A 26115-nucleotide genomic window follows, 5' to 3' on the forward strand; every position below is an offset into this window, starting at 1 on the left:
GCTGCCGTGCCAAGCCGTACGCTGATCGTCGTCGCGGTCGCCGGCGTGCTCGCCGCCGCGGGCGTGGGCCTCTACGTGACCACGCGGCCGGAGACGGGCCCGAACCCCGCGTTCTTCCGGGGCGAGCCGACGTCCGCGTTGTACGCGCCCATCGCGACCCGCCGCCTGGACCCGCGCCCGCTGACCGGCCAGGAGGTCTTCGGGGCCTCGCCGAGCCCGGCCGCGCAGGGCGTGACCATGGAACGCCGCGAGGTCGCGGTCTCGGACGACTGCGCCGAGGCGCTGTGGGGGAGCGCGGTGAAGGCCGCGGCCTCGGGGTGCGCCCGGGTGGCGCGCGCCGGCTTCGCGGCCTCCGGCGGCGGCGTGTCCGGCCAGTACGCCGTGTTCGACATGGCCGACGGCGCCTCCGCCGACCGGCTCGTGGCGGCGCTCGACCCCCGGCGCGGCGGCGGCTTCCTGCGCCTCGCGCCCGGTCAGCAGGCGTTCGACGCCGCGCGCAGCCGCGCGGAGGTCCGTGCTCTCGGCCATTTCGTGGTCGTCAACTGGGCAGGCCCGGTCGGGGACGTCGCCGGCGCCGATCTCACCTTCCCGCAGCTCGCGCTGGACGGGCTCGGCGCGTTCGCGCAGGCACGGGTCCTGGCGGCGGGCTGAGCGCGCGCCCGGCGAATTTGACCGGTCCCTGACCGACTCCGGAGTGTTTGAGTACGTGTCGATCTGGAATAACGACCTGGCATGAGCCGTTCAAGTGTTCGCGGCCTGGGACGTACGGCTGTGTACACCCAGATGTGGGCACTCCGATGGTGAATGTTCGCGATTCCCACCTGGCGGGCACCATTCCGGCAGGGTGAGGTAGTCTCTACACACCTAACTGCAGCAGGGCCAACGTCGTCCCTCTTGCCTGCACTCGCCAATTCAGACGAAGCAGACGAAGACGACGGGAGGGATTCAATGCCTGCTGCCCGCCTCGGTTTCCCCGAGCCCCAGGGCCTGTACCACCCTTCGCATGAGCATGACGCCTGTGGTGTCGCCATGGTGGCCGATGTCCACGGCCGCCGCACGCACGACATCGTCGCGAAGGCCCTGACGGCACTGCGCAATCTCGATCACCGAGGAGCCAAGGGTAGTGAACCGGACACCGGGGACGGTGCCGGCATCCTGACGCAGTTGCCCGACGCGTTCCTCCGCGTTTCTGTGGACTTCCCCCTTCCCCCGGCCGGCTCCTACGCCGCGGGCATCGCCTTCCTGCCGGTGGACGCGCAGGCCCGCGCGATCGCCACCGGGATGATCGAGGAGATCGCCGCCGAGGAGGGCCTGACGGTCCTCGGGTGGCGTGAGCTCCCCGTCGACGCCTCCCACCCGGGCCCGAGCGCCCGCGCCGTCATGCCCGCGTTCCTGCAGCTCTTCGTGTCCTCGCCGGGCGGCGAGACCGGCCTGGAGCTCGACCGGCTGGCCTTCTGCCTGCGCAAGCGGGCCGAGCACGAGGTGGACGTCTACTTCCCCTCGCTGTCCTCACGGACGATCGTCTACAAGGGCATGCTGACGACCCCTCAGCTCGGGGAGTTCTTCCCGGACCTGACCGACGAGCGGTTCGAGAGCGCGATCGCGCTGGTGCACTCGCGGTTCTCCACCAACACGTTCCCGTCGTGGCCGCTGGCGCACCCGTACCGGTACGTCGCGCACAACGGTGAGATCAACACCGTCAAGGGCAACCGCAACTGGATGCGGGCCCGTGAGGCGATGCTGAACAGCGAGCTGATCCCCGGCGACCCCGCGCGGCTGTTCCCGATCTGCGACCCGGACGGCTCGGACACGGCATCCTTCGACGAGTGCCTCGAACTGCTGCACCTCGGCGGCCGGAGCCTGCCGCACGCCGTGCTGATGATGATCCCCGAGGCGTGGGAGAACCACGCGGAGATGGACCCGGCGCGGCGCGCGTTCTACGAGTACCACTCCACCTCGATGGAGGCGTGGGACGGCCCGGCCTCGATCACCTTCAGCGACGGTACCCTGGTCGGCGCGGTGCTCGACCGCAACGGCCTGCGCCCGGGACGCTACTGGGTGACCGAGGACGGCCTGGTGGTGCTCGCCTCCGAGGCCGGCGTGCTGGACATCGAGGCGTCCAAGGTGGTGCGCAAGGGCCGCCTGCAGCCCGGCAAGATGTTCCTCGTCGACACCTCCCTCGGCAAGATCATCGAGGATGACGAGATCAAGGCCGAGCTGGCCGCCGCCGAGCCGTACGCCGACTGGCTGCACGCCGGGCTCGTCCGGTTCGAGGAGCTGCCCGAGCGCCAGCGCCCGATCGTCACCCACGAGGCCCTGGTGAAGCGCCAGCAGACCTTCGGGTACACCGAGGAGGAGCTGCGGATCATCCTGGCGCCGATGGCGAAGACGGGCGCCGAGCCGATCGGCTCGATGGGCACCGACTCGCCGGTCGCGGTGCTGAGCGAGAAGCCGAGGCTGCTGTTCGACTACTTCAGCCAGCTGTTCGCCCAGGTCACCAACCCGCCGCTCGACGCGATCCGCGAAGAGCTGGTCACCTCGCTGCAGACGACGATCGGCCCCGAGGGCAACCTGCTCGCGCCGGGCCCGGCGTCCTGCCGCCGGCTCGTGCTGCCGTACCCGGTGATCGACAACGACGAGCTCGCGAAGATCATCCACATCAACGACGAGGGCGCGCTGCCGGGCTTCCAGCCGCACGTCGTCTCCGGCCTGTTCGAGGTGTCCGGCGGCGGTGAGGGGCTGCTGCACCGCCTGGAGGAGATCTGCGCCGAGGTCTCCGAGGCCATCGCGGGCGGGGCCCGCATCATCGTGCTGTCCGACCGCGGCTCCGATGCCCGTATGGCGCCGATCCCGTCGCTGATGCTGACCGGCGCGGTGCACCACCACCTGATCCACGAGAAGTCGCGGACGCGCGTCGGCCTGGTCGTCGAGACCGGCGAGGCCCGCGAGTGCCACCACATGGCGCTGCTGATCGGCTACGGCGCCTCCGCGGTGAACCCGTACCTCGCGATCGAGACCGTCGAGGACATGATCGCCTCGGGGACGCTCGCGCTCGACCCGCGCGCGGCCGTCCGCAACCTGATCAAGGCGTACGGCAAGGGCGTCCTGAAGATCATGTCCAAGATGGGCGTGTCCACGGTCGCGTCCTACACCGGCGCGCAGATCTTCGAGGCGCTCGGCCTCGGCCAGGACGTCGTGGACGCCTGCTTCGCGGGCACCACCTCGCGCCTGGGCGGCGTCGGCTTCGACGTGCTCGCCGGGGAGACCGCGCTGCGCCACCGGCGCGCCTACCCGCGCGCCGAGAACGCCCACCGCCGGCTGGAGGTCGGCGGTGAGTACCAGTGGCGCCGCGAGGGCGAGCCGCACCTGTTCAGCCCGGAGACGGTCTTCCGCCTCCAGCACGCCACCCGCACCCGCCGCTACGAGATCTTCAAGCAGTACACCGACCTGGTGGACGGCCAGGCCGAGAAGCTCATGACGCTGCGCGGCCTGTTCAAGCTGCGCGAGGGCCTGCGCCCGGCCGTGTCGATCGACGAGGTCGAGCCGGTCGAGAGCATCGTCAAGCGGTTCTCCACCGGCGCGATGTCCTACGGGTCGATCTCGCGGGAGGCGCACGAGACCATCGCGATCGCCATGAACCGGCTGGGCGCCAAGTCCAACACCGGCGAGGGCGGCGAGGACCCCGAGCGCCTGCACGACCCCGTGCGCCGCAGCGCGATCAAGCAGGTGGCCTCCGGCCGCTTCGGCGTCACCAGCGAGTACCTGGTCAACGCCGCGGACCTGCAGATCAAGATGGCGCAGGGCGCCAAGCCGGGCGAGGGCGGCCAGCTTCCCGGCCACAAGGTGTACCCGTGGATCGCCAAGACCCGGCACTCCACGCCCGGCGTCGGCCTCATCTCGCCGCCGCCGCACCACGACATCTACTCGATCGAGGACCTCGCCCAGCTCATCCACGACCTGAAGAACTCCAACCCCGAGGCGCGCGTCCACGTCAAGCTGGTCGCCGAGGTCGGGGTCGGCACGGTCGCGGCGGGCGTCAGCAAGGCCCACGCCGACGTCGTGCTCATCTCCGGCCACGACGGCGGCACCGGCGCCTCGCCGCTGACCTCGATCAAGCACGCGGGCGCGCCCTGGGAGCTCGGCCTGGCCGAGACCCAGCAGACCCTGCTGCTCAACGGCCTGCGCGACCGCATCGTCGTCCAGGCCGACGGCCAGCTCAAGACCGGCAGGGATGTCATCGTCGCCGCGCTGCTCGGGGCCGAGGAGTTCGGCTTCGCGACCGCGCCGCTGGTGGTGTCCGGCTGCGTCATGATGCGCGTCTGCCACCTGGACACCTGCCCGGTGGGCGTCGCGACGCAGAACCCCGAGCTGCGCAGGCGGTTCAGCGGCAAGCCGGAGTTCGTGGTCAACTTCTTCGAGTTCGTCGCCCGGGAGGTGCGCGAGTACCTCGCCGCGCTCGGGTTCCGCTCGATCGACGAGGCCGTCGGCCACGCCGAGTTCCTCGACACCACGGCCGCCGAGGACCACTGGAAGGCGGCGGGCCTGGACCTGTCCCCGATCCTGCACGTGCCCTCGCTGCCCGAGGGCACGCCGCTGCGGCACACCGTCCCGCAGGACCACGGCCTGGACAAGGCGCTGGACAACACGCTGATCCAGCTCGCCGAGGGCGCGCTGAAGTACGGCGACCGGGTGACGCTGGAGCTGCCGATCCGCAACGTCAACCGCACGGTCGGCACCATGCTGGGCAACCAGGTGACCAAGCGGTACGGCGGCGAGGGCCTGCCGGACAACACGATCGACGTGAGCTTCACCGGCTCGGCGGGCAACTCCTTCGGCGCGTTCGTGCCGAAGGGCGTCACGCTGCGGCTGACCGGCGACGCCAACGACTACCTGGCCAAGGGCCTGTCGGGCGGGCGTGTCACCGTGCGGCCGCACCCGGACGCGCCGTTCAGCGCCGAGACGCAGGTCATCGCCGGCAACGTCGGCCTGTACGGCGCGACCTCCGGCGAGGTGTTCATCCGCGGCGTGGTCGGCGAGCGGTTCTGCGTCCGCAACTCCGGCGCGACCGCCGTCGTCGAGGGCGTGGGCGACCACGGCTGCGAGTACATGACCGGCGGACGCGCGGTCGTGCTCGGCCCGACCGGCCGCAACTTCGCGGCGGGCATGTCGGGCGGAATCGCCTACGTGCTGGACCTGAACCAGGCGCGGGTCAACCGCGAGATGGTCGAGATCGAGCAGCTCACCGAGTCCGACTCGGAGTTCCTGCGCGAGATCGTCGAGCGCCACCTGGCCGAGACGGGCTCCACCGTCGCCAAGGCGCTGCTGGACGACTGGGACGGCACGCTTACCCGCTTCGGCAAGATCATGCCGATCGACTACAAGAGGGTGCTCAAGGCCGCCGAGACCGCGCGGGCCGAGGGCCGGGACATCGACGAGGCGGTCATGGCCGCCGTGCACGGTTAAAGGGGGGTTTCACCGAATGGCCGACCCGAAGGGTTTCCTGACGCACGCCCGTGAGCTGCCGGCGCGCCGCCCGGTCGACGTGCGCATCCGCGACTGGCGCGAGGTCTACGAGGACTTCCCCAAGCCCGCGCTCACCACGCAGGCCGCGCGCTGCATGGACTGCGGCATCCCGTTCTGCCACAACGGCTGCCCGCTCGGGAACCTCATCCCCGAGTGGAACGACCTCGTATATCGCGACGACTGGCGCGAGGCGATCGAGCGGCTGCACGCGACCAACAACTTCCCGGAGTTCACCGGTAGGTTGTGCCCCGCCCCGTGCGAGGCGGCGTGTGTGCTCGGCATCAACTCCGACCCGGTGGCGATCAAGCGCGTCGAGGTCGAGATCATCGACCGCGCCTTCGCCGAGGGCTGGGTGCCCCCGCAGCCGCCGACGTCCAAGACCGGCAAGCGGGTGGCCGTGGTCGGCTCCGGGCCCGCGGGCCTGGCCGCCGCCCAGCAGCTCACCCGGGCCGGGCACGACGTCGTGGTGTTCGAGCGGGCCGACCGTATCGGCGGCCTGCTGCGCTACGGCATCCCCGAGTTCAAGATGGAGAAGCGCCACGTCGACCGGCGCCTGGCGCAGATGCGCGCCGAGGGCACCGAGTTCCGCGCCGGGGTCAACGCCGGCGTGGACGTCACAGTCGCGCGCCTGCGCGAGGAGTTCGACGCCATCGTGCTGGCGGGCGGGGCCACGGCGTGGCGCGACCTGCCGGTGGCGGGGCGCGAGCTCGCGGGCGTGCACCAGGCGATGGAGTACCTCCCGCCCGCCAACAAGGCGCAGGAGGGCGACTACCCGCGGTCCCCGATCTCCGCCGAGGGCAAGCACGTCGTGGTGATCGGCGGCGGCGACACCGGCGCCGACTGCATCGGCACGGCGCTGCGCCAGGGCGCGGCCTCCATCACCCAGCTGGAGATCATGCCGATGCCGCCGGCCCAGCGGCCGGACGCCCAGCCGTGGCCGACCTACCCGATGCTGTTCAAGGTGGAGAGCGCGCACGAGGAGCTCGAGGCCGAGGGCGGCGCGCGGGTGTACGCGGTGTCCACGACCGAGTTCGTCGGCGACGAGCGGGGCCGGCTGAAGGCCCTGCGCCTGGTGGACGTCGAGGGCCCGGCGAGCGGTTTCAAGCCCATCCCGGGCTCGGAGCGCGAGATCCCCGCCGAGCTGGTCACGCTGGCGATGGGCTTCGTGGGGCCGGAGAAGGGCCCGCTGCTCGACGACCTCGCGGCGCTCGCGGACGAGCCGGAGACGTTCTTCGACGCCCGCGGCAACGTCGCGCGGGACAAGGGCTACATGTCGGGCGTCGAGGGCGTCTTCGTCGCCGGCGACATGGGCCGGGGGCAGTCGCTCATCGTCTGGGCGATCGCGGAGGGCCGCTCGGCGGCCGCGTCCGTCGACCGCTACCTGACCGGGCACACCGCCCTGCCCGTGGCGATCCCGCCGACGGCCCGCCCCCTGGTCTGAGGGTACGCTCTGAGGGCTCACGGTGTGACGGCACGGTCTGACGGCACGGTCCGGGGCGCGGCTGCGGCGGCCCTGGACCTGCCGGTGAGGTGACCTGCGAGGACGGCGTTTCACCCACCGAAGCGCCGTCCTCTTTATTCGTTTTTATGCGCGTCTCATATAGCTTGTAGTTACATCTGTATAGATCGGATCGTATGCCGGGGGAATCTGTCCACGAGTTGCTTTGGTCCTCGATCCACTGAAAGATGCTGCCTCGTCGTAGGTGAGGCAAGAGGAGAGGGTCAATGGTGCGGGGGTACGGACGCCTGAAAGGCGCGGTCGTTTCGGTCACGGTGGGCGCGCTCGCCGCCGGTTCTGTCCTGACGGGTGCCGGTCCCGCCGGCGCCGCGCCGGCCTCCGGGGGGACGCCCGAGTTCCTGGTCTTCTACGCCCCCGGAGCCCGGGACGACGCGCTCGGCGCGATCAGGACCGCGGGCGGCTCGGCGGGCGCGGTGGACGCCAAGCTCGGCTACGTCGTCGCCCGGGGCGCGGGAACCGCGTTCGCCGAGCGGCTGGGCGCCTCCCCGTCCGTCGTCGGCGTGACGAGCGACCGCCGGATCGGCACGGCCACCGCCCTGACCTCCACGTCCGCGCGCGGCGCGGCGGCCACGGTCCGGCGCGCTTCCGAGAGCACCGTCTCAGAGAGCACGGCGTCCGAGAGCACGGCGTCCGGGAGCGCCGCGGCCAAGGGCGGCGCGGACCCGCTCTCGTCCCGGCAGTGGGACATGAAGATGATCGGCGCCACCGCCACCGGCTCCTACGCCACGGCGCGCGGCAACAAGAAGGTCCTGGTCGGCATCATCGACACCGGCGTGGACGGCAAGCACCCCGACATCGCCCCGAACTTCAACCGGGCGCTCAGCCGCAACTTCGTCACCGACCGTCCCAACGACCCCAACGGCAAGACGCTCGACGGGCCGTGCGAGGCCAAGGGCTGTAAAGACCCGGTCGACGTGGACGACGACGGCCACGGCACCCACGTCGCCAGCACGATCGGCTCGCCGCTCAACGGCATCGGCGTCGCGGGCGTCGCGCCGGACGTGTCGCTGGTCAACATCCGCGCCGGTACGGACTCGGGCTTCTTCTTCCTCAAGCCGGTGCTGGACGCGCTCACCTACGCGGGCGACGCGGGCATCGACGTGGTCAACATGAGCTTCTTCGTCGACCCCTGGACGTTCAACTGCGCGCACAACCCGTCGGACTCGCGGGCCGAGCAGCTCCAGCAGCAGGGCATCATCACCGGCGTCCAGCGCGCGCTCGACTACGCCCGCGGCCACGGCGTCACGCTCATCAGCGCCCTCGGCAACGGTTCCACCGACCTCGGCCGCCCGACCGTGGACAAGGACAGCCCCGGCTACCCCCTCAACAGCGAGCGCGAGCGAAAGATCGACAACTCGTGCATCAACGTCCCCGCCGAGTCCCGCGGCGTCATCTCCATCTCCGCGCTCGGCCCGAGCGGGGGCAAGGCCTGGTACTCCGACTACGGCGTGGAGCAGACCGACCTGTCCGCCCCCGGCGGCGACCCCTCCGACGAGGGCACGTCCCTGAAGGGCACGGCCCGCGAGATCCTCGCCGCGGCTCCCGAGAAGGCGCTGCGCAGGCAGAACCTGATCGACGCCTCGGGCAGGCCCAAGACCTCGCAGGTGGTACGCGACTGCCACAACGGGAAGTGCGCCTACTACCAGTACCTGTCGGGCACCTCGATGGCGTCGCCGCACGCCACCGGCGTCGCCGCGATCCTGATCAGCCGCTTCGGCAAGCCCGGCAAGGGCGGCCTGGCCCTCAGCCCGGCCACGGTGGAGAGGCTGCTGTACGCCACGGCCACCCCGACGGCGTGCCCCGCGTCCGGCGCCACGAAGTACTCCGTCAGCGAGGAGACGCACGTCTGCGCCGGCCCCCGCGCCAAGAACGGCTTCTACGGGCGCGGCATCGTCAGCGCCTCCCGCGCCGCCACCACCAAGGGCTGACCTGTTCGGGGCGCGGCGGTGTTCTGGAGGAGGAGGGAGGAAGGGTGAGGAACGAGCCCTTCCGAGTGACGACGGAAGAACATCGCCTGAAGTGCGCCCCGGACCCGCCGTGCCGAAGGCGCGGCAATAGGCACAGTTCGGGGCGCGGCGGTGTTCTGGAGTCCTTGGGTGCAAGAGTGAGGAACGATCCCTTGCACCCGAGGGCGGAAGAACGCCGCCTGAAGGGGCGCCCCGAACCGCCGAGCCGGAGGCTCGGCAATGGGCACGGTTGCGGCCCCCACTCTGGCGGCCCCCTGGCGACAGGGCCCCTTCCTGCGACTCGGCACGCCGCGGCCCTTATGGCGGCCCCACGTCACCTGGATTTCGCCGGGGGCTGTGGACTTCGTCATCGCCAAGTGGTCTGTACCAATTAGGGTAGGACTTGTGAGTCGTCGAGCGAAGATCGTGTGCACACTGGGGCCGGCCACCTCCTCTCCGGAGCGCCTGCGCGAACTGATCGCGGCGGGAATGAACGTCGCCCGGTTCAACCTCAGTCATGGGAGCCATGAGCTCCACAAGGAGATTCACGGCCGGGTGCGGGAGGCCGCCGCCGACCTAGGCAAGGCCGTAGGCGTCCTGGCGGACCTGCAGGGGCCCAAGATCCGGGTCGGCCGCTTCGCCGAGGGCCCGGTCCGCCTGGGCTTCGGCGACGTCTTCACGATCACGACCGAGGACGTCCCCGGCGACCGCGCGCTGGTCTCCACCACCTACGAGGGCCTGCCCGCCGACGTCAAGCCGGGCGACAAGATCCTGGTCGACGACGGGCGCCTGGTCCTGGAGGCCACGGCCGTCGAGGGCCCGCGCGTCGTCACCAAGGTCGTCGTCGGCGGCATGATCTCCAACAACAAGGGCCTCAACCTGCCCGGCGTCGCCGTGTCCGCCCCCGCCCTCACCGAGAAGGACGAGGAAGACCTGCGCTGGGCGCTGCGCACGGGCTTCGACCTGATCGCCCTCTCCTTCGTCCGCAGCCCCGATGACGCCGCCCTGGTCCGGCAGATCATGGACGAGGAGGGCGTGCACCTCCCGCTGCTCGCCAAGATCGAGAAGCCGCAGGCCGTCGACCTCCTGGAGGAGATCGTCGACGCCTTCGACGGCATCATGGTCGCCCGCGGCGACCTCGGCGTGGAGCTTCCGCTGGAGCAGGTCCCGATCGTCCAGCGCCGTGCCATCGCCCTGGCGCGCGAGAAGGCCCACCCGGTCATCGTCGCCACCCAGATGCTGGACTCGATGATGAGCGCGCCCCGGCCCACCCGCGCCGAGGCCTCCGACGTCGCCTACGCCGTCATGGACGGCGCCGACGCGGTCATGCTCTCGGGCGAGACGTCGGTCGGCGACCACCCGATCGAGGCCGTGGCCACCATGGACCGCATCGCCTGCGCCGCCGAGGCCGAGACGCTGCAGTCCACCCACACCTTCGACCGCCTTCCGGAGACGACCGGCGGGGCCATCGCCCGCGCCGCCGCCGAGGTCGGCGCGATCGTCGGGGCCAAGGCCCTGTGCGCCTTCACGATGTCCGGTGAGACCGCGCGCCGTCTGGCCCGCTACCGCTCGCCGATCCCGCTGCTGGCCTTCACCTCCGCGCCCGAGGTGCGCGGCCAGCTCGCGCTCACGTGGGGCGTCGAGACCTTCGAGGTCCCCTTCGTCCACCACACCGACGACATGGTGCGCCAGGTCGAGTCGGCCCTGCTCTCGCTCGGCCGCTGCGAGAAGGGCGACAAGGTCGTGATCGTCGCCGGCTCGCCTCCCGGCAACCCCGGGTCCACCAACGCCCTGCGCGTGCACACCATCGGCTCGGCGGTCTCCAGCGCCGGCTGAGCGACGTTCGGCCCGCCGGAGGGCTCCGGCGGGCCGAATCAGGACGATGTCGCGACGAAAACGGCCTCGCGGCGGACGGGAGCGGCCCTCGACGGGTCGCTCCCGTCGTGCGTGAGTGCCCGATTCGCGTCTGGGTCCCCGCCGCTGTTCGCGCTGGGTTCCCGCTTCAGTGCCCCGAGTGGGATTCGAACCCACACTTGATGGATTTTGAGGCCATTGACTCTGCCGTTGGTCTATCGGGGCGCCGTGAGGCTCGTGCCCCTAATCTAGCGGACGTAGGTACTCTCTTGGTCGTGAGTACGCAGCGGCGAGTGGTGATCGCGGAAGACGAGGCTCTGATCCGCCTCGACCTCAAGGAGATGCTGGAAGAGGAGGGCTATGCCGTCGTCGGGGAGGCCGGGGACGGCGAGTCGGCCGTCGGGCTCGCCTTGGAGCAACGCCCCGATCTGGTGATCCTGGACGTGAAGATGCCGATCCTGGACGGCATCTCGGCCGCCGAGCGCATCGTGTCCGAGCGCGTGGCCCCCTGCCTGATCCTGACGGCGTTCTCCCAGCGCGACCTGGTCGAGCGGGCCAGGGACGCCGGGGCCATGGCCTACCTGGTGAAGCCGTTCACCAAGTCCGACCTGGTGCCGGCCATCGAGATGGCCGTGAGCCGCCATGTCGAGATCATGGCGCTCGAGAAGGAGGTCACCACCCTCGGCGAGCGCCTGGAGACCCGCAAGCTCGTCGAGCGCGCCAAGGGCCTGCTGATGGCGCAGCACGGCTGGACCGAGCCGCAGGCCTTCCGCTGGATCCAGAAGGCCTCCATGGACCGCCGCATGAGCATGCGCCAGATAGCCCAGGCCGTGGTCACCGACGCCCAGGACGTGCCCGCGGAGTCCTGAGGCTCCCTGAGGGCTTGTGAGGCAGCACCTCTACGCCGCGCGCTTCCGTGCGCGTCCCGCTCGCTGGTGGGGGCGCACAGGGTGTGTCAGAATGACGGCGCCCTCCGTGTCAAAGAGTGGTGCGCGTGTGCTGTGGGTGATCCCCGGGGCCGGTCCCGTGAGGAGTGCGCCGTGCCTCATCGCCCATGTGACCTTTACTTTTCGGGTCGATCGCCGAAGAGGACCGGTGTGATAACGAAGCGGTAACGTGATGTGACTCTGTACCGACCTGTGACTTGAGCTGAGTGTAATGCCGTCAACGAGCCCTGGACAGATCGCCAGGGTGGCTCTGTGAACCCGATCCCGACGCGGGATCAGGCGAAAGGAAGGCAACCTTGCGGCCCAAGATTGCTCGCCTCGGGGGCGTGCTCGCCGTCGGTGTGGCACTTACCGTTGGTCTCGCCGCGTGTGGTGGCGATTCAGGGTCGGGCTCGGGCGGTGACAGCTCCGGTTCCACCGCGCCGTCCGTTCTCAAGATCGGCTTCATGGGCGACCTGTCGGGTGAGAACTCCGGCATCGTCATCCCGCCGAGCAACGGCGCCCAGCTTGCCGTTGACGAGTACAACGCCACCAACCCCAAGGTCAAGGTGGAGATGATCAAGTACGACAGCCGCGCGGACGCGACGACGGCTGTCTCCCTTGCTCAGAAGGCCATCAAGACCGACAAGATCGTCGGCCTGGTCGGTCCGGCTTTCTCCGGTGAGTCCAAGCAGGCCGTCCCGGTGCTCGAGGAGGCGAAGATCCCGAACATCTCCGCCTCGGCCACCAACGTCGACCTTGCCAAGAACGGATGGAAGTACTGGCACCGCGTCGTCCCGAACGACGGTGTGCAGGGGCCGGCCATCGCCGACTTCATCGCCGGCGCGGCGGCCGCCAAGAACGTCTTCGTCATCGACGACAAGTCCGAGTACGGCAAGGGCCTCGGCGACGCCGTCCGCGGGCAGCTCAAGTCCAAGGGCGTCACGCTGACGGACGACGCGCTCGACCCCGCGGCGACCGACTACTCCTCGACCGTCAACAAGGTCGTCTCCGCCAAGCCGGACGCCATCTTCTTCGGCGGCTACTACGCCGCCGCCGGCAAGCTGCTCAAGCAGCTCCGCGACAAGGGCGTTACGGCGAAGTTCTTCTCCGCTGACGGTTCGCTCGACAAGGGCCTCATCGAGAGCGCCGGCGCCCCGCAGGCCGAGGGCGCGCTCATCGGCTGCCCCTGCCGCATCCCGACCGCGGCCGAGACCGACGAGAAGGTCAAGAAGTTCGCCACCGACTACAAGGCGAAGTTCGGCGCCGACCCGCTGATCTACGCCACCGAGGGCTACGACGCGATGACGACGTTCCTGAAGGCGATCGGCTCCGGTGCGACCACCACCGACGCCATCAACGACGCGGTCGGCAAGTCGGACTTCCAGGGCATCTCCAAGCCCATCAAGTTCGACCCGAACGGTGAGCCCTCGGCGAAGTCGATCTACATTTACCAGGTCAAGGGTGGCCAGATCGGCCTGCTCGGCGACACGACGACGGCCACGCTCGGCTGACGGACCAAAGTTACCGGCCAGGTATGAGGGGGCGGGAACGCCGTGGCGGTCCCGCCCCCGTCCCTTCCCGCGTGAAGGCTCCCCTGAAAGCGATTATCCGTGTTCGATAACCTTCTCGGCTCCTTCTGGCCGTACACGATCGACGGCCTCATCCTGGGCGCGATCTACGGCCTCGTCGCCCTCGGCTACACGATGGTCTACGGCGTCCTGCGCCTCATCAACTTCGCGCACTCCGAGATCTTCATGATCGGCACCATGGCGTCGGCGTTCGTGGTGATGACGCTCGGCATCACCAAGCCGCTGACCGGCCTGGCGCTCGTCGGCGGCCTGCTGCTGATGCTGCTCGCGGGAGGCGCCGCGTCCGCCGGGTCGGCCATGCTGCTGGAGCGCATCGCCTACCGCCCGCTGCGAAAACGCGGCGCGTCCCGCCTGGCGGCGCTCATCTCGGCCATCGGTGCCTCGCTCTTCCTGCAGGAGCTCTTCGCCCTGGTGATCATCCCGCACGTGTTCAACCGTCCGCAGCAGGGCCGCAACCAGATGGGCGTCGCGCGCATCATGGAGAAGGACACCCTGTTCACGTTCGGCGGCGCGCAGGTCCGCATCGACCAGGTGCTGATCTTCGTGGCGGCGGTCGGCATGATGGTGCTGCTCGACCTGCTGGTGAACCGCACGAAGATCGGCCGCGGTATCCGCGCGACCTCGCAGGACCCGCAGACCGCGGTCCTGATGGGCGTCGACATCGACAAGATCGTGCGCGTGACGTTCCTCATCGGCGGCCTGATGGCCGGCCTCGCCGGTGCGCTGTTCATCCTGCAGTTCGAGGTCACCAAGTTCTCCATCGGCTTCCTCCTCGGCATCAAGGCGTTCACGGCCGCGGTGCTCGGGGGCATCGGCAACCTACGTGGAGCGTTGCTCGGCGGCCTGTTCCTCGGTCTCATCGAGAACTACGGCGCCGCCGTCTTCGGCTCGGGATGGAAGGATGTCATCGCCTTCACCGTTCTCGTCCTGGTCCTGATGTTCCGGCCCACCGGCATCCTCGGTGAATCTCTCCAGCAGGCGCGCGCATGAGCACCGATTCCACGATCGGCAACCGCCGTAACGCCGTCGGGTCGTTCCTCGACCGCGTCCGCGACCGCTGGGCGACCGCCTCCGGCTGGCAGCGATGGACGGTCTACGTCCTGCTGTTCGTCATCGCCCTGCTGCTGCCCTCGGACACCCTCGGGCAGTTCATGTCGCCCTACAGCGACTGGGCCAGCGTCCTGTTCTTCCCCATCGGCACCTACGTGCTGCTGGGGATCGGCCTCAACGTGGTCGTCGGCCAGGCCGGGCTGCTCGACCTCGGGTACGTCGCGTTCTTCGCCATCGGCGGGTACGCGATGGCCCTGCTGGGCACCAGGGTCGGGCTGAACTTCTGGGAGATCCTGATCGCCGGCGTCCTGCTGTCGGCCTTGTCCGGCATCGTGCTGGGCGGCCCGACGCTGCGCCTCCGGGGCGACTACCTGGCGATCGTCACGCTCGGATTCGGTGAGATCGTCCGGCAGACGGCCGAGAACACCGACGCCATCGGCGGCCCCCGCGGCATCGCCGGCATCCCGCACCCGCCGAGCATCGACGGCGTCCAGATCTTCGGGGTGGACGTCTTCCACTACGGCGTGCTGGACCCCCGACCGTACTACTACCTGCTGGTCGTCGTCGCCACCGCGATCATCATCTTCGTGAAGCGCTGGGAGAAGAGCCGCGTCGGCCGCGCGTGGGCCGCCATCCGTGAGGACGAGGACGCCGCCGAGGTCATGGGCGTGCCGACCTTCAAGTTCAAGCTGCTGGCGTTCGCGATCGGCGCCTCGATCGGCGGCGCCATGGGAGTCGTCTGGGCCGGCAAGACCATCTCGATCAACCCGAACGACTTCCTGTTCATGCTCTCGGCGACCATCCTGGCGGCCGTCGTGCTCGGCGGCTCGGGGAACATCCCCGGCGTCATCCTGGGCGCGTTCCTCGTCGCGTGGCTGCCCGAGCGCTTCCGCGGCCTGTCCGACTACCGCATCCTGGTCTTCGGCGCCGCCCTGGTCGCGCTGATGATCTTCCGTCCGGAGGGACTGCTGCCGTCCCGCCGCCGCAAGGCGGAACTGGCGGAGGGTACGGGAGGAATGGGAAGCATGGGGGCCGAGGTCCCGGGTCCGGAGACCCAGGCCGCAGCCGAGGGAGCAGCCAAGTGAGCGAACCGCGCCCGCTTCTGCAGTTGCAGAGCGTCAAGATGCAGTTCGGCGGCGTCGTCGCGCTGCGTGAGGTCGAGCTGACGATCAACGAGGGCGAGATCTTCGCGCTCATCGGCCCGAACGGCGCCGGGAAGACGACGGTGTTCAACGTCGTCACCGGCGTCTACCGGCCGACGTCCGGCATGGTGGTGTTCGACGGCGACCGCATCGACGGCATGAAGCGGTTCAAGGTCACCAAGCGCGGCATCGCCCGTACGTTCCAGAACATCCGGCTGTTCCACAACATGTCGGCGCTGGAGAACGTGATGGTCGGGGCCGACGCCCACCACCGCGCGGGCATGATCAGCGTGGCGCTCGGCCTCCCGTGGCACCGCAACGAGGAGCGGGACGGCAAGGCCCTCGCCATGGAGCTCCTGGAGTTCGTGGGCATCCCGCACCGCGCCGAGGAGACCGCCAAGAACCTCCCCTACGGCGACCAGCGGAGGCTGGAGATCGCCCGCGCGCTCGCCACCAAGCCCAAGTTGCTGCTGCTGGACGAGCCCGCGGCGGGTATGAACCCGGCGGAGAAGGAGTCGCTCCAGGTCCTGATCCGCAAGATCCGCGACGGCGGGCGCACGGTGCTGCTCATCGAGCACGACATGGCCCTGGTGATGGGCATCAGCGACCGCATCGCGGTGCTCGACTTCGGGCAGAAGATCGCCGACGGTCTTCCAGCCGAGGTGCAGAACGACCCGCGGGTCATCGAGGCGTACTTGGGAGCTCCGGCAGATGCTTCTTGAAGTCAAGGACATGCGCGTCCACTACGGCAAGATCGAGGCCATCAAGGGCATCTCGCTCGAGGTGGCCGAGGGCGAGATCGTCACGCTGATCGGCGCGAACGGGGCCGGCAAGACCACGACGCTGAAGACGATCTCGGGCCTGCGGGCGCTGACGTCGGGCACCGTCACCTTCGACGGCAAGGACATCAGCAAGATGCCCGGGCACAAGCGGGTCCGCGCCGGGATCGGCCAGTCTCCGGAGGGCCGCGGGGTCTTCCCGGGCATGACGGTGACCGAGAACCTCCTCATGGGCGCCTACACCCGCAGCGGAGACCTCACCAAGGACCTCGACGAGGTCTTCGAGCTGTTCCCGCGGCTGGCCGAGCGCAGGAACCAGGCCGGCGGCACGATGTCGGGCGGTGAGCAGCAGATGGTCGCCATCGGGCGGGCGCTGATGAGCAAGCCCAAGGTGCTGCTGCTGGACGAGCCGTCGATGGGGCTCGCCCCGATGCTGGTCGCGCAGATCTTCACCATCATCAAGGAGATCAACGACCGCGGCACCACCGTCCTGCTGGTGGAACAGAACGCCCAGCAGGCACTCCAGCTCGCCCACCGGGCGTACGTGCTGGAGACCGGCAAGGTCGTCAAGTCGGCGCCGGCGGCCGATCTTCTGAACGACCCGCAGGTGCGCGCGGCGTACCTCGGCGGCGAGTTCGGCCCGGCCGAGTCCGGCGCGAACTGAGCGGGCGGCCGCGGCGGGAGCCGAACCGGCGCCACCGGCGCGTGGTGTCGTGCGGAGCCCGCCGCGGCCGTGGCAGACTCACGGGCGCGGCGGGGTCGTGCCGGAGAAGGAGTCAGCGCAGCGCGACGTCGACGCCCTTGGACGGGCCGATCGCGCCGAGAGGCGGGTCGGCGACGAAGCGGATCTTGGTGATGCGCGCGTCCTTGGGCACGTCGTACCACAGGTCGAACTCCATGCGGACGAAGCTGCCCACGGGCAGCTCGTCGGGCTGCCGCTTGATCGCCTGGGCGAAGCCGTCGACGTGGAAGGTGCGCCCGTCGGCCGCGACCAGCAGTTGCTGCTTGGCGTCGAACTTCTGGTTCGTCCGGTCGGTGCTCTCGATGAGGACGCGCACCCGGGCGTACCGGCCCTTGGCGTTCCACTCGGCGTGGCTGCCGAACATGCTCGGCATGCCGTCCTGGAACGACAGGACGCGGAACCGCATCTGGCCGTCGACGACCGGGGCCGCCGTGATGACCTTCTCGTCCGGCCGTGCCGTCTGCGGCGGGATCACGTAAGTGGGAGACGGCGTCGCGACCGGCTCGGCGGGGGTACCGGAGCAGCCCGTGACCAGACCCGCGGCCAGAAAGGCGAGAAGGGCCGTGGAACTCAACATGACGGAGGGTGCCCGCACGTTCGAACTCTAGGCTTCGCCACGCAGGCCGGAGCACCAGGATGTGAGAGGTGTTGTGCGATCGTTTCTTTCCGGTAATACCCCAGGTGACCAGGTGCGGGACCATGGCCAGGGTTACGGTAAGTTAACTTAACTCCGACATGCAGCTAAAGAGGAGGACGTTGTGGTCTTTTGGTCCAGGCGTCGCCGTATGACATCAATCGGGGCGGTCGCGGTGGGCGCCGCATGTCTTCTCTCGGCCTGTGGTGGTGGCGGTTCCGACACCAGCGCGAGCAGCAGCGCGGGCGCGCCCGCGGGCGGCACCGACGCCTCGGGGATCAAGCTGATCAACCCTGGCAAGCTCACGACCTGCACGAACCTGCCCTACGAGCCCTTCCAGTTCAAGGAGGGCGACAAGGTCGTCGGGTTCGACGTGGACATCGTCGACCTCGCCGCCAAGAAGCTCGGCGTGACACAGGACGTCGTCGACATCGACTTCGCGGTGATCAAGAGCGGCGCCGCGCTGAACGCCGGCAAGTGCGACGTCGCCGCGGCCGGCATGACGATCACAGACGAGCGCAAGAAGAACATGCTGTTCTCCGACCCGTACTTCGACGCGACGCAGGCGCTGCTCGCCAAGAAGGGTACGGGCGTGAAGTCGCTCGACGACGTGAAGGCGAAGAACCTCAAGCTGGGCGCGCAGGCCTCCACCACCGGCCTCGACTACGTCAAGGGCAAGGGCTTCAACCCGACCGAGTTCGCCGACTCCCCGAAGGAGCTGCTCGGCCTGCAGTCGGGACAGGCGGACGTGATCGTCCAGGACCTGCCGGTCGTGCTCACCTGGCTGAAGAAGCCGGAGATCGCCGACAAGTTCGAGCTGGTCGCCAGCCTCGACACCGGTGAGCAGTACGGCATCGGCATGAAGCTGGGCAACGACGCGCTCGCCAAGACGATCAACGACGAGATCGCCAAGGCCAAGTCGGACGGCACCTACGAGCAGATCTACGTCAAGTGGTTCGGCAAGAAGCCCGGCGAGCTTGGAGTCTCCTGACCTCATGACCGATCAGTCCATGGCGGCCGGTCCCGCCGGTCCTGCCGGGCCCGTACCTGACAGGACAGGGCCCGGCAGGACCCGGATGAGCCCCCGGAAGCGGCAGCGCGTCAGCCGCGGCGTCCAGTACGTCGTGCTGATCGCCGCGGCGGTCGCCATCGCCCTCCTCACCAACTGGGAGGGGCTCGCCCAGAACTTCGCCAAGTGGGACGTGGCGAAGCAGGCGTTCCCCGACGTGTTCACGGTCGCGCTCAAGAACACGATCATCTACTCCGTCGGCGGCTTCGTCTTCGGTTCCCTGGGCGGCCTGCTGCTCGCCCTCATGCGCATGTCCTCCGTGCGGCCCTACCGCTGGATCGCGACGATCTACATCGAGATCTTCCGCGGCCTGCCCGCCCTGCTGATCTTCCTGCTGATCCTGTTCCTGCCGCTGGCCCTGCCCGGCTTCCAGGTGCCCGGCGGCATCTACGGCCAGGGCATCCTCGGTCTCACCGTCGTCAACGCCGCCTATATGGCCGAGACGCTGCGCGCGGGCCTGCAGGCCGTGCCGAGGGGCCAGACCGAGGCGGCCCGCTCGCTCGGCATGTCCCACTCGCGGGCCATGATCTCGGTGGTCATCCCGCAGGCCATCCGCATCGTGATCCCGCCGACGACCAACCAGTTCGTCGCCCTGCTCAAGGACTCCTCGCTCGTGCTGTTCCTCGGCGTGAGCAGTGAGTACGTCGAGCTCACGAAGTTCGGCAACGACCTCGCCTCGACGACGGCGAACGCCACTCCGATCATGGTGGTCGGCCTGACGTACCTGCTCGTCACCATCCCGCTGGGGTACCTGGCGAGACGCCTCGAAAAGCGTCAGGCGAAGGGACGGTGAGCCCGATGGCGCACGCGGTCGAGATCAAGGACCTGCACAAGTCGTTCGGTTCCCTGGAGGTGCTCAAGGGCGTCGACTTCACCGTGGACGAGGGGCAGGTGGTCTGCGTCATCGGCCCCTCGGGCTCGGGCAAGTCGACGTTGCTGCGCTGCGTGAACCTGCTGGAGCAGCCCACCAAGGGCAAGGTCACGGTCGGCGGCGTCGAGCTCACCGACCCCGACGTCGACATCGACGCCGCCCGGCGCAGGCTCGGCATGGTGTTCCAGTCGTTCAACCTGTTCCCGCACATGACGGTGCTGCAGAACGTCATGATCGCCCAGCGCCGCGTGCTCAAGCGCGGCAAGGCGGAGGCGGAGCGGATCGCCCGGGAGAACCTGGACAAGGTGGGCGTCGGCGCGAAGCGCGACAACTACCCGCCGCAGCTGTCCGGTGGCCAGCAGCAGCGCGTGGCCATCGCCCGTGCCCTCGCCATGGACCCCGCGCTGATGCTCTTCGACGAGCCGACGTCCGCGCTCGACCCCGAGCTGGTCGGCGACGTCCTGTCGGTGATGCGCAAGCTGGCCCAGGACGGAATGACGATGCTGGTGGTCACCCACGAGATGAGCTTCGCGCGCGAGGTCGCCGACCGCGTGGTGTTCATGGACGGCGGGGTGATCGTCGAGGAGGGCCCGCCCGAGCAGGTGATCGGCGACCCGCAGCACGCGCGCACCCGCACGTTCCTGCGGCGCGTGCTCGATCCGACGCATTCCGACGACGACGGCGCGGCGGGCGCGGACGGCGGGGGCAGGGCGACGGCGCCCGGGTCCGCCGGAGGCTGAGCCGCGGATCGCGGTCGCGCCGGGGACCTCCGGCGAGGCATGCGAGGCGTTCACGACCCCCGCCGGCATCCCTGCCGCGGGGGTCGTCCCGCGCCGACCGCCCGGCGCGCCAGGCCAGGTCGGCGCGAGGAGCCCGCGGGTGATCTTTGGGGCCATGTAGGGCTTCCCCGGCCGCACACGTTGTCTACTCGATCACCCACGGGCTCTGGCGTCACAACGCTAGCGAGCCGGGACGCCCCCGTGCAAAGAGAGTGCTAAATCGTGCCCCGATACGGGGCGAATTTCACGGCGTGTCACGGATCATGCACGTAAGCCGGGACGTGCACACCAGTCGTCCCTCGTCGTCGGTGATCGAGATGTCGTAGGTCGCCAGGCTCCGCCCGCCGTGCAGCCACGTGGCCACGCCCGTCACGTACCCGGCCCGCGCGGAGCGGTGGTGGGTCGCGTTGATCTCGATCCCCACGGCCACCCGCCCCGGCCCGGCGTGCAGGGCCGCGCCGGTGGAGCCGATCGTCTCGGCCAGGACGCACGAGGCGCCCCCGTGCAGCAGGCCGTACGGCTGGGTGTTCCCCTTGACCGGCATGCGCGCCACCACGCGCTCGGCCGTGACCTCGAGGAACTCGATGCCCATGCTCTCGACCAGCGCCCCGTAGTGGTCGCCGCCGTGCAGGGTGGCCGGCCGGGTCAGGTCCCCGGGGTCCGGCTCCGGGTTCGGCCCGGGGTTCTGCATGGTCAAGGCAAGCCCTCCAGTCGCACATCGAGGGGAGTTCTGTCGTACATGGAGACTAGGCTGCGGGTGTGCCGAAGAAGGAACCGACCCCCACACGTCCCTGCCTGCTCCTGCTCGACGGGCATTCACTGGCGTACCGGGCGTTCTACGCGCTCAAGGAAGCCAACCTGATGACGACCGAGGGCCAGCACACCGAGGCGGTGTACGGCTTCACCTCGATGCTCATCAACGTCCTGCGCGACGAGAAGCCCACCCACGTCGTCGTGTGCTTCGACCGGTCGGAGCCCACCTTCCGGCACGAGGCGTACGAGCACTACAAGGCCAACCGCCAGGAGACCCCGGAGGACTTCCGCGGCCAGGTGAGCCTGATCTTCGAGGTGCTCGACGCGCTGCGCATCCCCTATCTCTCGCTCGCCGGCTACGAGGCCGACGACCTGATCGCCACGCTCGCCCACCGCGCGTCCGAGCAGGGCATGAACGTCCTGATCGTCACCGGCGACCGCGACGCCCTCCAGCTCGTCGACGACCGCGTCACGCTGCTGATGACCCGCCGCGGCATCAGCGACATGACCCGCTTCGACCCCGCCGCCGTCACCGAGAAGTACGGCCTGACCCCGCGGCAGTATCCCGACTTCGCGGCGCTGCGCGGCGACCCGAGCGACAACCTGCCGAGCATCCCCAGCGTGGGCGAGAAGACCGCCACCAAATGGATCCAGGAGTTCGGCTCGCTCACCGAGCTGGTCGACCGCGTCGACGAGGTCAAGGGCAAGGTCGGCGACAAGCTGCGCGAGCACCTCGGCCAGGTCATCCACAACCGCCAGCTCACCGAGCTGCGGCGCGACGTCCCGCTGGAGGCCGACGTCGAGGGCCTGAAGATGGGCCAGTGGGACCGCGACGAGATCCACAAGCTCTTCGACACCCTGCAGTTCCGGGTCCTGCGCGACCGGCTGTACCAGAGCATCGGCACCGCCGAGCCCGAGGCCGAGGAAGGCTTCGACGTCGAGGTCGTGACGCTCGGCCCCGGCGAGGTCGAGGCCTGGCTGGCCGAGATGCCGCAGGGCCGGGCCGGCATCGCCGTCAAGGGCGCCTACGGCAGCGGCACCGGCAGGCTGGACGGCCTGGCGGTCGCGGCCCCCGCCGACTCCGAGGGGCTCCGCCGTGCGGCCTACATCGATCTCACCGAGCTGACCCCCGCCGACGAGGCCGCCCTCGGGCGGTGGCTCGACGACGAGTCCGCCCCGAAGGCCCTGCACGACGCCAAGGGCCCCCTGCTCGCCCTGTGGGCCCAGGGGTTCGACATGCGCGGCCTGACGTGCGACACCGCCCTGGCGGCCTACCTCGCCATGCCCGGCCAGCGCTCCTTCCCCCTGGACGATCTCGTCCTGCGCTACCTGCACCGCGAGCTGCGAGCCGAGGCCGACACCGGCGGCCAGGCCGCCCTGTTCGACGACCCCGAGGAGAACGCCGGCCAGGAGCTCGGGGTCCGCGCCCAGGCCGTCCAGGAACTCGCCGACGCGCTGGAGGCGCACCTGGAGCCCCGGGGCGGCATCCGGCTGATGCGCGAGGTCGAGCTGCCGCTCGTGCGCGTGCTCGCCGAGTTGGAGCGCGCCGGCATCGCCGCCGACCACGCCTACTTCACCGGGCTCGAGGCCGAGTTCGGCGCCGCCGTCAAGCAGGCCGTCGAGGAGGCCCACCGGGTGGTCGGCGAGCAGTTCAACCTCGGCTCGCCCAAGCAGCTCCAGGAGATCCTGTTCGTCAAGCTCGGCCTGCCGAAGACGAAGAAGATCAAGACCGGCTACACGACCGACGCGGACGCGCTGGCGACGCTCGCCACCCAGACCGACAACGAGCTGCCCACCATCCTGCTGCGCCACCGCGACCAGACCAAGCTCCGCGTCACCGTCGAGGGTCTGATCAAAGAGGTCGCCGACGACGGGCGCATCCACACCACCTACAACCAGATCATCGCGGCCACCGGGCGTCTGTCGTCGGAGAAGCCCAACCTGCAGAACATCCCCATCCGTACGGCCGAGGGGCGGCGCATCCGCCAGGGCTTCATCGTGGGGGAGGGGTACGAGAGCCTGCTCACCGCCGACTACAGCCAGATCGAGCTGCGCATCATGGCGCACCTGTCGGGCGACGCGGCGCTGATCGCCGCGTTCGAGTCGGGGCACGACTTCCACCAGGCCACAGCCTCGCGGGTGTTCGACATTCCGCCGGAGCAGGTCGGCGGCGAGTTGCGCGCCCGCATCAAGGCGATGAACTACGGCCTGGCGTACGGCCTGTCCGACTTCGGGCTGTCCGGCCAGCTCAACATCCCGGTCGCCGAGGCCCGCGCGCTCAAGAACGAGTACTTCGAGGAGTTCGGCGGCGTCCGCGACTACCTGGAGGCGATCGTCGCGCAGGCCCGCCACGACGGCTACACCGAGACCATCCTCGGCCGCCGTCGCTACCTGCCCGACCTCACCAGCGACAACCGGCAGCGCCGCGAGATGGCCGAGCGCATGGCGCTCAACGCCCCGATCCAGGGGTCGGCCGCCGACATCATCAAGGTCGCCATGCTGAACGTCCAGCGGGCCCTGCACGAGGGCGGGCTGCGCTCGCGCATGCTGCTGCAGGTCCATGACGAGCTCGTCTTCGAGGTGGCGCCGGGCGAGCTGGAGGCGCTGCGCGAGCTGGTCGTGTCCCAGATGTGCGCGGCGTACGAGCTGCGCGTCCCGCTGGACGTCTCGGTGGGCGTCGGCCGCACCTGGCAGGACGCCGGACACTGACCCGCGCGGCCCGGGTCGCCACGGCCGACCCGGGTCCCGGGGGCGGCGGCTCCACGGGCCGGCGTCGCGCACCCGCTGCCGTGCGGCCGGCGGCTCCACGGGCGGGCGCGCGACGCGGGCGGCGGGTCAGTCCGCCGGGGATGACAGGACGGGGGAGTGGCGGCCGCTGATCGTCTGGTTCAGAGCGGCGGTCTCCACCTCCAGCAGGCTCGTCTCGTGGCGCTCGGCCTCGTGCGCGGCGTGCCCGCCCCGCAGGCCGAACAGGCGTTTCGTCAGCAGGATGTACGCCACCGCCGCCAGGTTGATCATCAAGACGACGATCCTCAGCCAGGTGACCTTCTCGACGATCTCGTAGATCTCGATCGGGACGAACAGCGACGTCGCCACCACGGCGAAGTACTCGCCCCAGCGCTTCAGCAGCCACAGGCCGAAGCCCTCGGCCATCAGCAGCGCCCCGAACACCAGCAGGCCGGTGACGATCCACGTCAGCGTCCGGGTCTCGGCGGCCAGCACCGTGCGCAGCGTGTGCACCACGCCCGACTCCTCCAGGTTCCACCCGATCTTGTCGGCGAGCGGTTGCAGCAGCGGCAGGTCCTCGTTGAACGCCAGGTTGATGGCGTCGTGGTGGGCGCGGAAGCGCCAGACGCCGAACGCCGCCGCCAGCACGAGCAGCCCCTTGCCCCAGCGGAACACCGCCAGCACGCGCAGGATGGTCGCGTCGCGCAGCGCCTTGCCGCGCAGGACGATGGGGGCGTCGGCGGCGGGCCCCGAGCCGTGCGGCGCGCCCAGGGTGAAGTCGCCGCACCGCAGGCACCGCCACGCCTCCCCGAGCGCCGTCTCGGCCCTCAGACGCTCGCGAAGCGCCTCCTCGGCCGGGGCATAGGTTACGTGGCCGTGCCGGCCACAGGCGCGCAGACTCCAGTTCACGGTCAAATTTCAACACATGCTAGACGTGTACGCTGGCTCCAGACGAGGCCGAACGTGCTGTCCTGGCAGAAAAACGACCTGCCGCCGATCCTGGAGATAACTAGTGCGCCCCACGCCCGGCCTGACACCCGTCATCGCCATCGTGAACGTCGGCGTCGTGATCGTCGCCGCCGTGGTGCTGCTGCTGGTGTACCCCCTGGGAGGCGACGACGGCGACGCCCCGGCCACCGACCTCGCCGGGCCCGCCGCTTCGCCCGCCCCGCCCCCGTCCCCATCCCCGTCCGCCCCGCCGCCGGCGACCCCCGAGTCGGCGCGCCAGGCCCGGGCCAACGAGCTCGGCATGATCCCGGTGCTCATGTACCACCGCATCCTGAAGAAGCGGCTCGCCTCGATCGACCGCACACCCGACCAGTTGCGGCACGAGCTGGAGAGACTCGCCCGGAGCGGCTACGTGCCGATCACCGCGGCGGAGTTCGCCGAGGGCGCCATCGACGTCCCGGCGGGCGCGCACCCGGTGGTGCTCACCTTCGACGACGGCCACCCCTCGCACTTCGCCCTCGGTTCCGACGGCCGGCCCAAGCCGGGCACCGCCGTGCGGATCATCTTCGACGTCGCGGAGAAGTTCCCCGGCTTCCGGCCGGTGGCCACCTTCTGGATCAACAGGGCCCCCTTCGGCCTGCGCGACCACGCGCGCCAGGCGGCGGCCGTCCAGTGGCTGGTGGAGCACGGCTTCGAGGTGGGCAACCACACCCACTCCCACCCCGATCTTCACCGGCTGACCGCCAAGAAGGTGAGCGAGGCGATCGTCCGCCAGCAGCGGCTGCTCGACTCCCTGGGAGCTCCCCGCACGCCGACCTTCGCCCTGCCCTACGGCAGTCGGCCGAAGAAGCGCTCGGGTGCGCGCGAGGGGAAGTGGGACGGCACGAAGTACGACTTCGACGCGGTCTTCCTCGCCGGGGCCCAACCCGCGATTTCGCCGTACGCGAAGGACTACGACCCCTATAACATCCCGAGAATCCAGTCCAACGGTAAAAAGGGGGAGTGCCGCAAGTGGTGCTCCGAGTACTGGCTCGGGTGGCTCGACAAGCATCCGGGCAGGCGGTACACCTCGGACGGCGATCTCACACACGTCTCCATGCCCCGTCGATTTCAGGGTAAGATCCAGGCAAAGCTCCGCGGGGTGGCGATCGCTTACTAGGGGTTGACGGGGTTGTGCGGGTGGGCGCCAGATTGACCACGCCCGCGTACTCTCATATGCTGATCGCTGCGCTGTGGGCTCGCGTGCCTCGGACGGAGCGGG

19 protein-coding genes and 1 tRNA gene are annotated in these 26115 nt (G+C 69.9%); 16 read left to right on the top strand and 4 right to left on the bottom strand.

Features of this window, described 5'->3' with window-relative positions; all coding sequences use genetic code 11:
• The first annotated feature begins 6 nt into the window (after nucleotides 1-6).
• The 5 genes from AB0H21_RS09540 (at nucleotide 7) to pyk (ending at nucleotide 10824) form a co-directional block, all read left to right on the top strand.
• Nucleotides 7-651 (top strand): hypothetical protein, encoded by a 645-nt coding sequence (locus AB0H21_RS09540; RefSeq protein WP_358513884.1) that lies wholly within the window; start codon nucleotides 7-9, stop codon nucleotides 649-651.
• A 297-nt stretch (nucleotides 652-948) separates the two neighbouring features.
• Nucleotides 949-5463, top strand: a complete 4515-nt coding sequence (gene gltB, locus AB0H21_RS09545; RefSeq protein ID WP_358513886.1) for a glutamate synthase large subunit — start codon at nucleotides 949-951, stop codon at nucleotides 5461-5463.
• A gap of 16 nt (nucleotides 5464-5479) precedes the next feature.
• Nucleotides 5480-6964 carry a glutamate synthase subunit beta gene (locus AB0H21_RS09550; RefSeq protein ID WP_358513888.1) on the top strand — a complete coding sequence of 495 codons (1485 nt, stop codon included), beginning with the start codon at nucleotides 5480-5482 and terminating at the stop codon, nucleotides 6962-6964.
• Between the two features lie 284 nt (nucleotides 6965-7248).
• A complete protein-coding gene (locus AB0H21_RS09555) occupies nucleotides 7249-8970 on the top strand; it encodes a S8 family serine peptidase (protein WP_358513889.1) in 1722 nt (573 codons plus the stop codon).
• A gap of 423 nt (nucleotides 8971-9393) precedes the next feature.
• Nucleotides 9394-10824: a pyruvate kinase gene (gene pyk, locus AB0H21_RS09560; protein ID WP_358513891.1), complete on the top strand. Its 1431-nt coding sequence runs from the start codon at nucleotides 9394-9396 to the stop codon at nucleotides 10822-10824.
• Nucleotides 10825-10994: 170 nt separating this feature from the next.
• Here the strand turns inward: pyk and AB0H21_RS09565 are convergent.
• Nucleotides 10995-11067, bottom strand: a tRNA-Leu gene (locus tag AB0H21_RS09565).
• Between the two features lie 50 nt (nucleotides 11068-11117).
• On the opposite strand from AB0H21_RS09565, the gene AB0H21_RS09570 reads away from it, so the two are divergent.
• The 6 genes from AB0H21_RS09570 to AB0H21_RS09595 all read left to right on the top strand — a co-directional run bounded on the left by AB0H21_RS09570 (nucleotide 11118) and on the right by AB0H21_RS09595 (nucleotide 16995).
• Entirely contained in the window at nucleotides 11118-11711 is a 594-nt protein-coding gene (locus AB0H21_RS09570) for a response regulator (RefSeq protein WP_358513893.1), read from the top strand.
• 374 nt (nucleotides 11712-12085) lie between these two features.
• Nucleotides 12086-13282, top strand: a complete 1197-nt coding sequence (locus tag AB0H21_RS09575; RefSeq protein ID WP_358513895.1) for a branched-chain amino acid ABC transporter substrate-binding protein — start codon at nucleotides 12086-12088, stop codon at nucleotides 13280-13282.
• Between the two features lie 99 nt (nucleotides 13283-13381).
• Nucleotides 13382-14350, top strand: coding sequence for a branched-chain amino acid ABC transporter permease (locus AB0H21_RS09580; protein ID WP_358513897.1), 969 nt, complete (start codon nucleotides 13382-13384; stop codon nucleotides 14348-14350).
• Entirely contained in the window at nucleotides 14347-15495 is a 1149-nt protein-coding gene (locus tag AB0H21_RS09585; RefSeq protein ID WP_358513899.1) for a branched-chain amino acid ABC transporter permease, read from the top strand. The genes AB0H21_RS09580 and AB0H21_RS09585 overlap by 4 nt, the downstream gene beginning before the upstream one ends.
• A 38-nt stretch (nucleotides 15496-15533) precedes the next feature.
• Nucleotides 15534-16274: an ABC transporter ATP-binding protein gene (locus tag AB0H21_RS09590; protein ID WP_358514238.1), complete on the top strand. Its 741-nt coding sequence runs from the start codon at nucleotides 15534-15536 to the stop codon at nucleotides 16272-16274.
• Nucleotides 16264-16995 carry an ABC transporter ATP-binding protein gene (locus AB0H21_RS09595; protein WP_358513901.1) on the top strand — a complete coding sequence of 244 codons (732 nt, stop codon included), beginning with the start codon at nucleotides 16264-16266 and terminating at the stop codon, nucleotides 16993-16995. The genes AB0H21_RS09590 and AB0H21_RS09595 overlap by 11 nt, the downstream gene beginning before the upstream one ends.
• Before the next feature lie 112 nt (nucleotides 16996-17107).
• Here the strand turns inward: AB0H21_RS09595 and AB0H21_RS09600 are convergent, their stop codons facing one another.
• Nucleotides 17108-17668, bottom strand: coding sequence for a DUF4352 domain-containing protein (locus tag AB0H21_RS09600; protein ID WP_358513903.1), 561 nt, complete (start codon nucleotides 17666-17668; stop codon nucleotides 17108-17110).
• A 190-nt stretch (nucleotides 17669-17858) separates the two neighbouring features.
• Between AB0H21_RS09600 and AB0H21_RS09605 the strand changes: the two genes are divergently transcribed.
• The 3 genes from AB0H21_RS09605 (at nucleotide 17859) to AB0H21_RS09615 (ending at nucleotide 20387) form a co-directional block, all read left to right on the top strand.
• Entirely contained in the window at nucleotides 17859-18698 is an 840-nt protein-coding gene (locus AB0H21_RS09605) for a transporter substrate-binding domain-containing protein (RefSeq protein ID WP_358513905.1), read from the top strand.
• An 85-nt stretch (nucleotides 18699-18783) separates the two neighbouring features.
• Entirely contained in the window at nucleotides 18784-19569 is a 786-nt protein-coding gene (locus AB0H21_RS09610; protein WP_358513907.1) for an amino acid ABC transporter permease, read from the top strand.
• Nucleotides 19570-19574: 5 nt separating this feature from the next.
• Entirely contained in the window at nucleotides 19575-20387 is an 813-nt protein-coding gene (locus AB0H21_RS09615) for an amino acid ABC transporter ATP-binding protein (protein WP_358513909.1), read from the top strand.
• 283 nt (nucleotides 20388-20670) lie between these two features.
• On the opposite strand, the gene AB0H21_RS09620 is transcribed toward AB0H21_RS09615, so the two are convergent.
• Nucleotides 20671-21018 (bottom strand): hotdog fold thioesterase, encoded by a 348-nt coding sequence (locus tag AB0H21_RS09620; RefSeq protein WP_358514240.1) that lies wholly within the window; start codon nucleotides 21016-21018, stop codon nucleotides 20671-20673.
• Nucleotides 21019-21185: 167 nt separating this feature from the next.
• Between AB0H21_RS09620 and polA the strand changes: the two genes are divergently transcribed.
• Nucleotides 21186-23888: a DNA polymerase I gene (gene polA / locus AB0H21_RS09625; RefSeq protein WP_358513911.1), complete on the top strand. Its 2703-nt coding sequence runs from the start codon at nucleotides 21186-21188 to the stop codon at nucleotides 23886-23888.
• A gap of 126 nt (nucleotides 23889-24014) precedes the next feature.
• Here the strand turns inward: polA and AB0H21_RS09630 are convergent, their stop codons facing one another.
• Entirely contained in the window at nucleotides 24015-24815 is an 801-nt protein-coding gene (locus AB0H21_RS09630; RefSeq protein WP_358513913.1) for a DUF2127 domain-containing protein, read from the bottom strand.
• Nucleotides 24816-24918: 103 nt separating this feature from the next.
• Between AB0H21_RS09630 and AB0H21_RS09635 the strand changes: the two genes are divergently transcribed.
• Entirely contained in the window at nucleotides 24919-26013 is a 1095-nt protein-coding gene (locus tag AB0H21_RS09635) for a polysaccharide deacetylase family protein (RefSeq protein ID WP_358513915.1), read from the top strand.
• Nucleotides 26014-26115: the final 102 nt, after the last annotated feature.

The sequence above is a fragment of the Sphaerisporangium sp. NPDC051011 genome, from assembly GCF_040653595.1.
Classification (GTDB): Bacteria; Actinomycetota; Actinomycetes; order Streptosporangiales; family Streptosporangiaceae; genus Sphaerisporangium.

Bases quoted from the DNA above. Each gene is read 5' to 3' on its own strand.
- gltB (WP_358513886.1), top strand. From the start codon at position 949: ATGCCTGCTGCCCGCCTCGGTTTCCCCGAGCCCCAGGGCCTGTACCAC.
- AB0H21_RS09550 (WP_358513888.1), top strand. From the start codon at position 5,480: ATGGCCGACCCGAAGGGTTTCCTGACGCACGCCCGTGAGCTGCCGGCG.
- AB0H21_RS09555 (WP_358513889.1), top strand. From the start codon at position 7,249: ATGGTGCGGGGGTACGGACGCCTGAAAGGCGCGGTCGTTTCGGTCACG.
- AB0H21_RS09585 (WP_358513899.1), top strand. From the start codon at position 14,347: ATGAGCACCGATTCCACGATCGGCAACCGCCGTAACGCCGTCGGGTCG.
- AB0H21_RS09590 (WP_358514238.1), top strand. From the start codon at position 15,534: ATGCAGTTCGGCGGCGTCGTCGCGCTGCGTGAGGTCGAGCTGACGATC.
- AB0H21_RS09595 (WP_358513901.1), top strand. From the start codon at position 16,264: ATGCTTCTTGAAGTCAAGGACATGCGCGTCCACTACGGCAAGATCGAG.
- AB0H21_RS09605 (WP_358513905.1), top strand. From the start codon at position 17,859: ATGACATCAATCGGGGCGGTCGCGGTGGGCGCCGCATGTCTTCTCTCG.
- AB0H21_RS09610 (WP_358513907.1), top strand. From the start codon at position 18,784: ATGAGCCCCCGGAAGCGGCAGCGCGTCAGCCGCGGCGTCCAGTACGTC.
- AB0H21_RS09615 (WP_358513909.1), top strand. From the start codon at position 19,575: ATGGCGCACGCGGTCGAGATCAAGGACCTGCACAAGTCGTTCGGTTCC.
- AB0H21_RS09620 (WP_358514240.1), bottom strand. From the start codon at position 21,018: ATGGGCATCGAGTTCCTCGAGGTCACGGCCGAGCGCGTGGTGGCGCGC.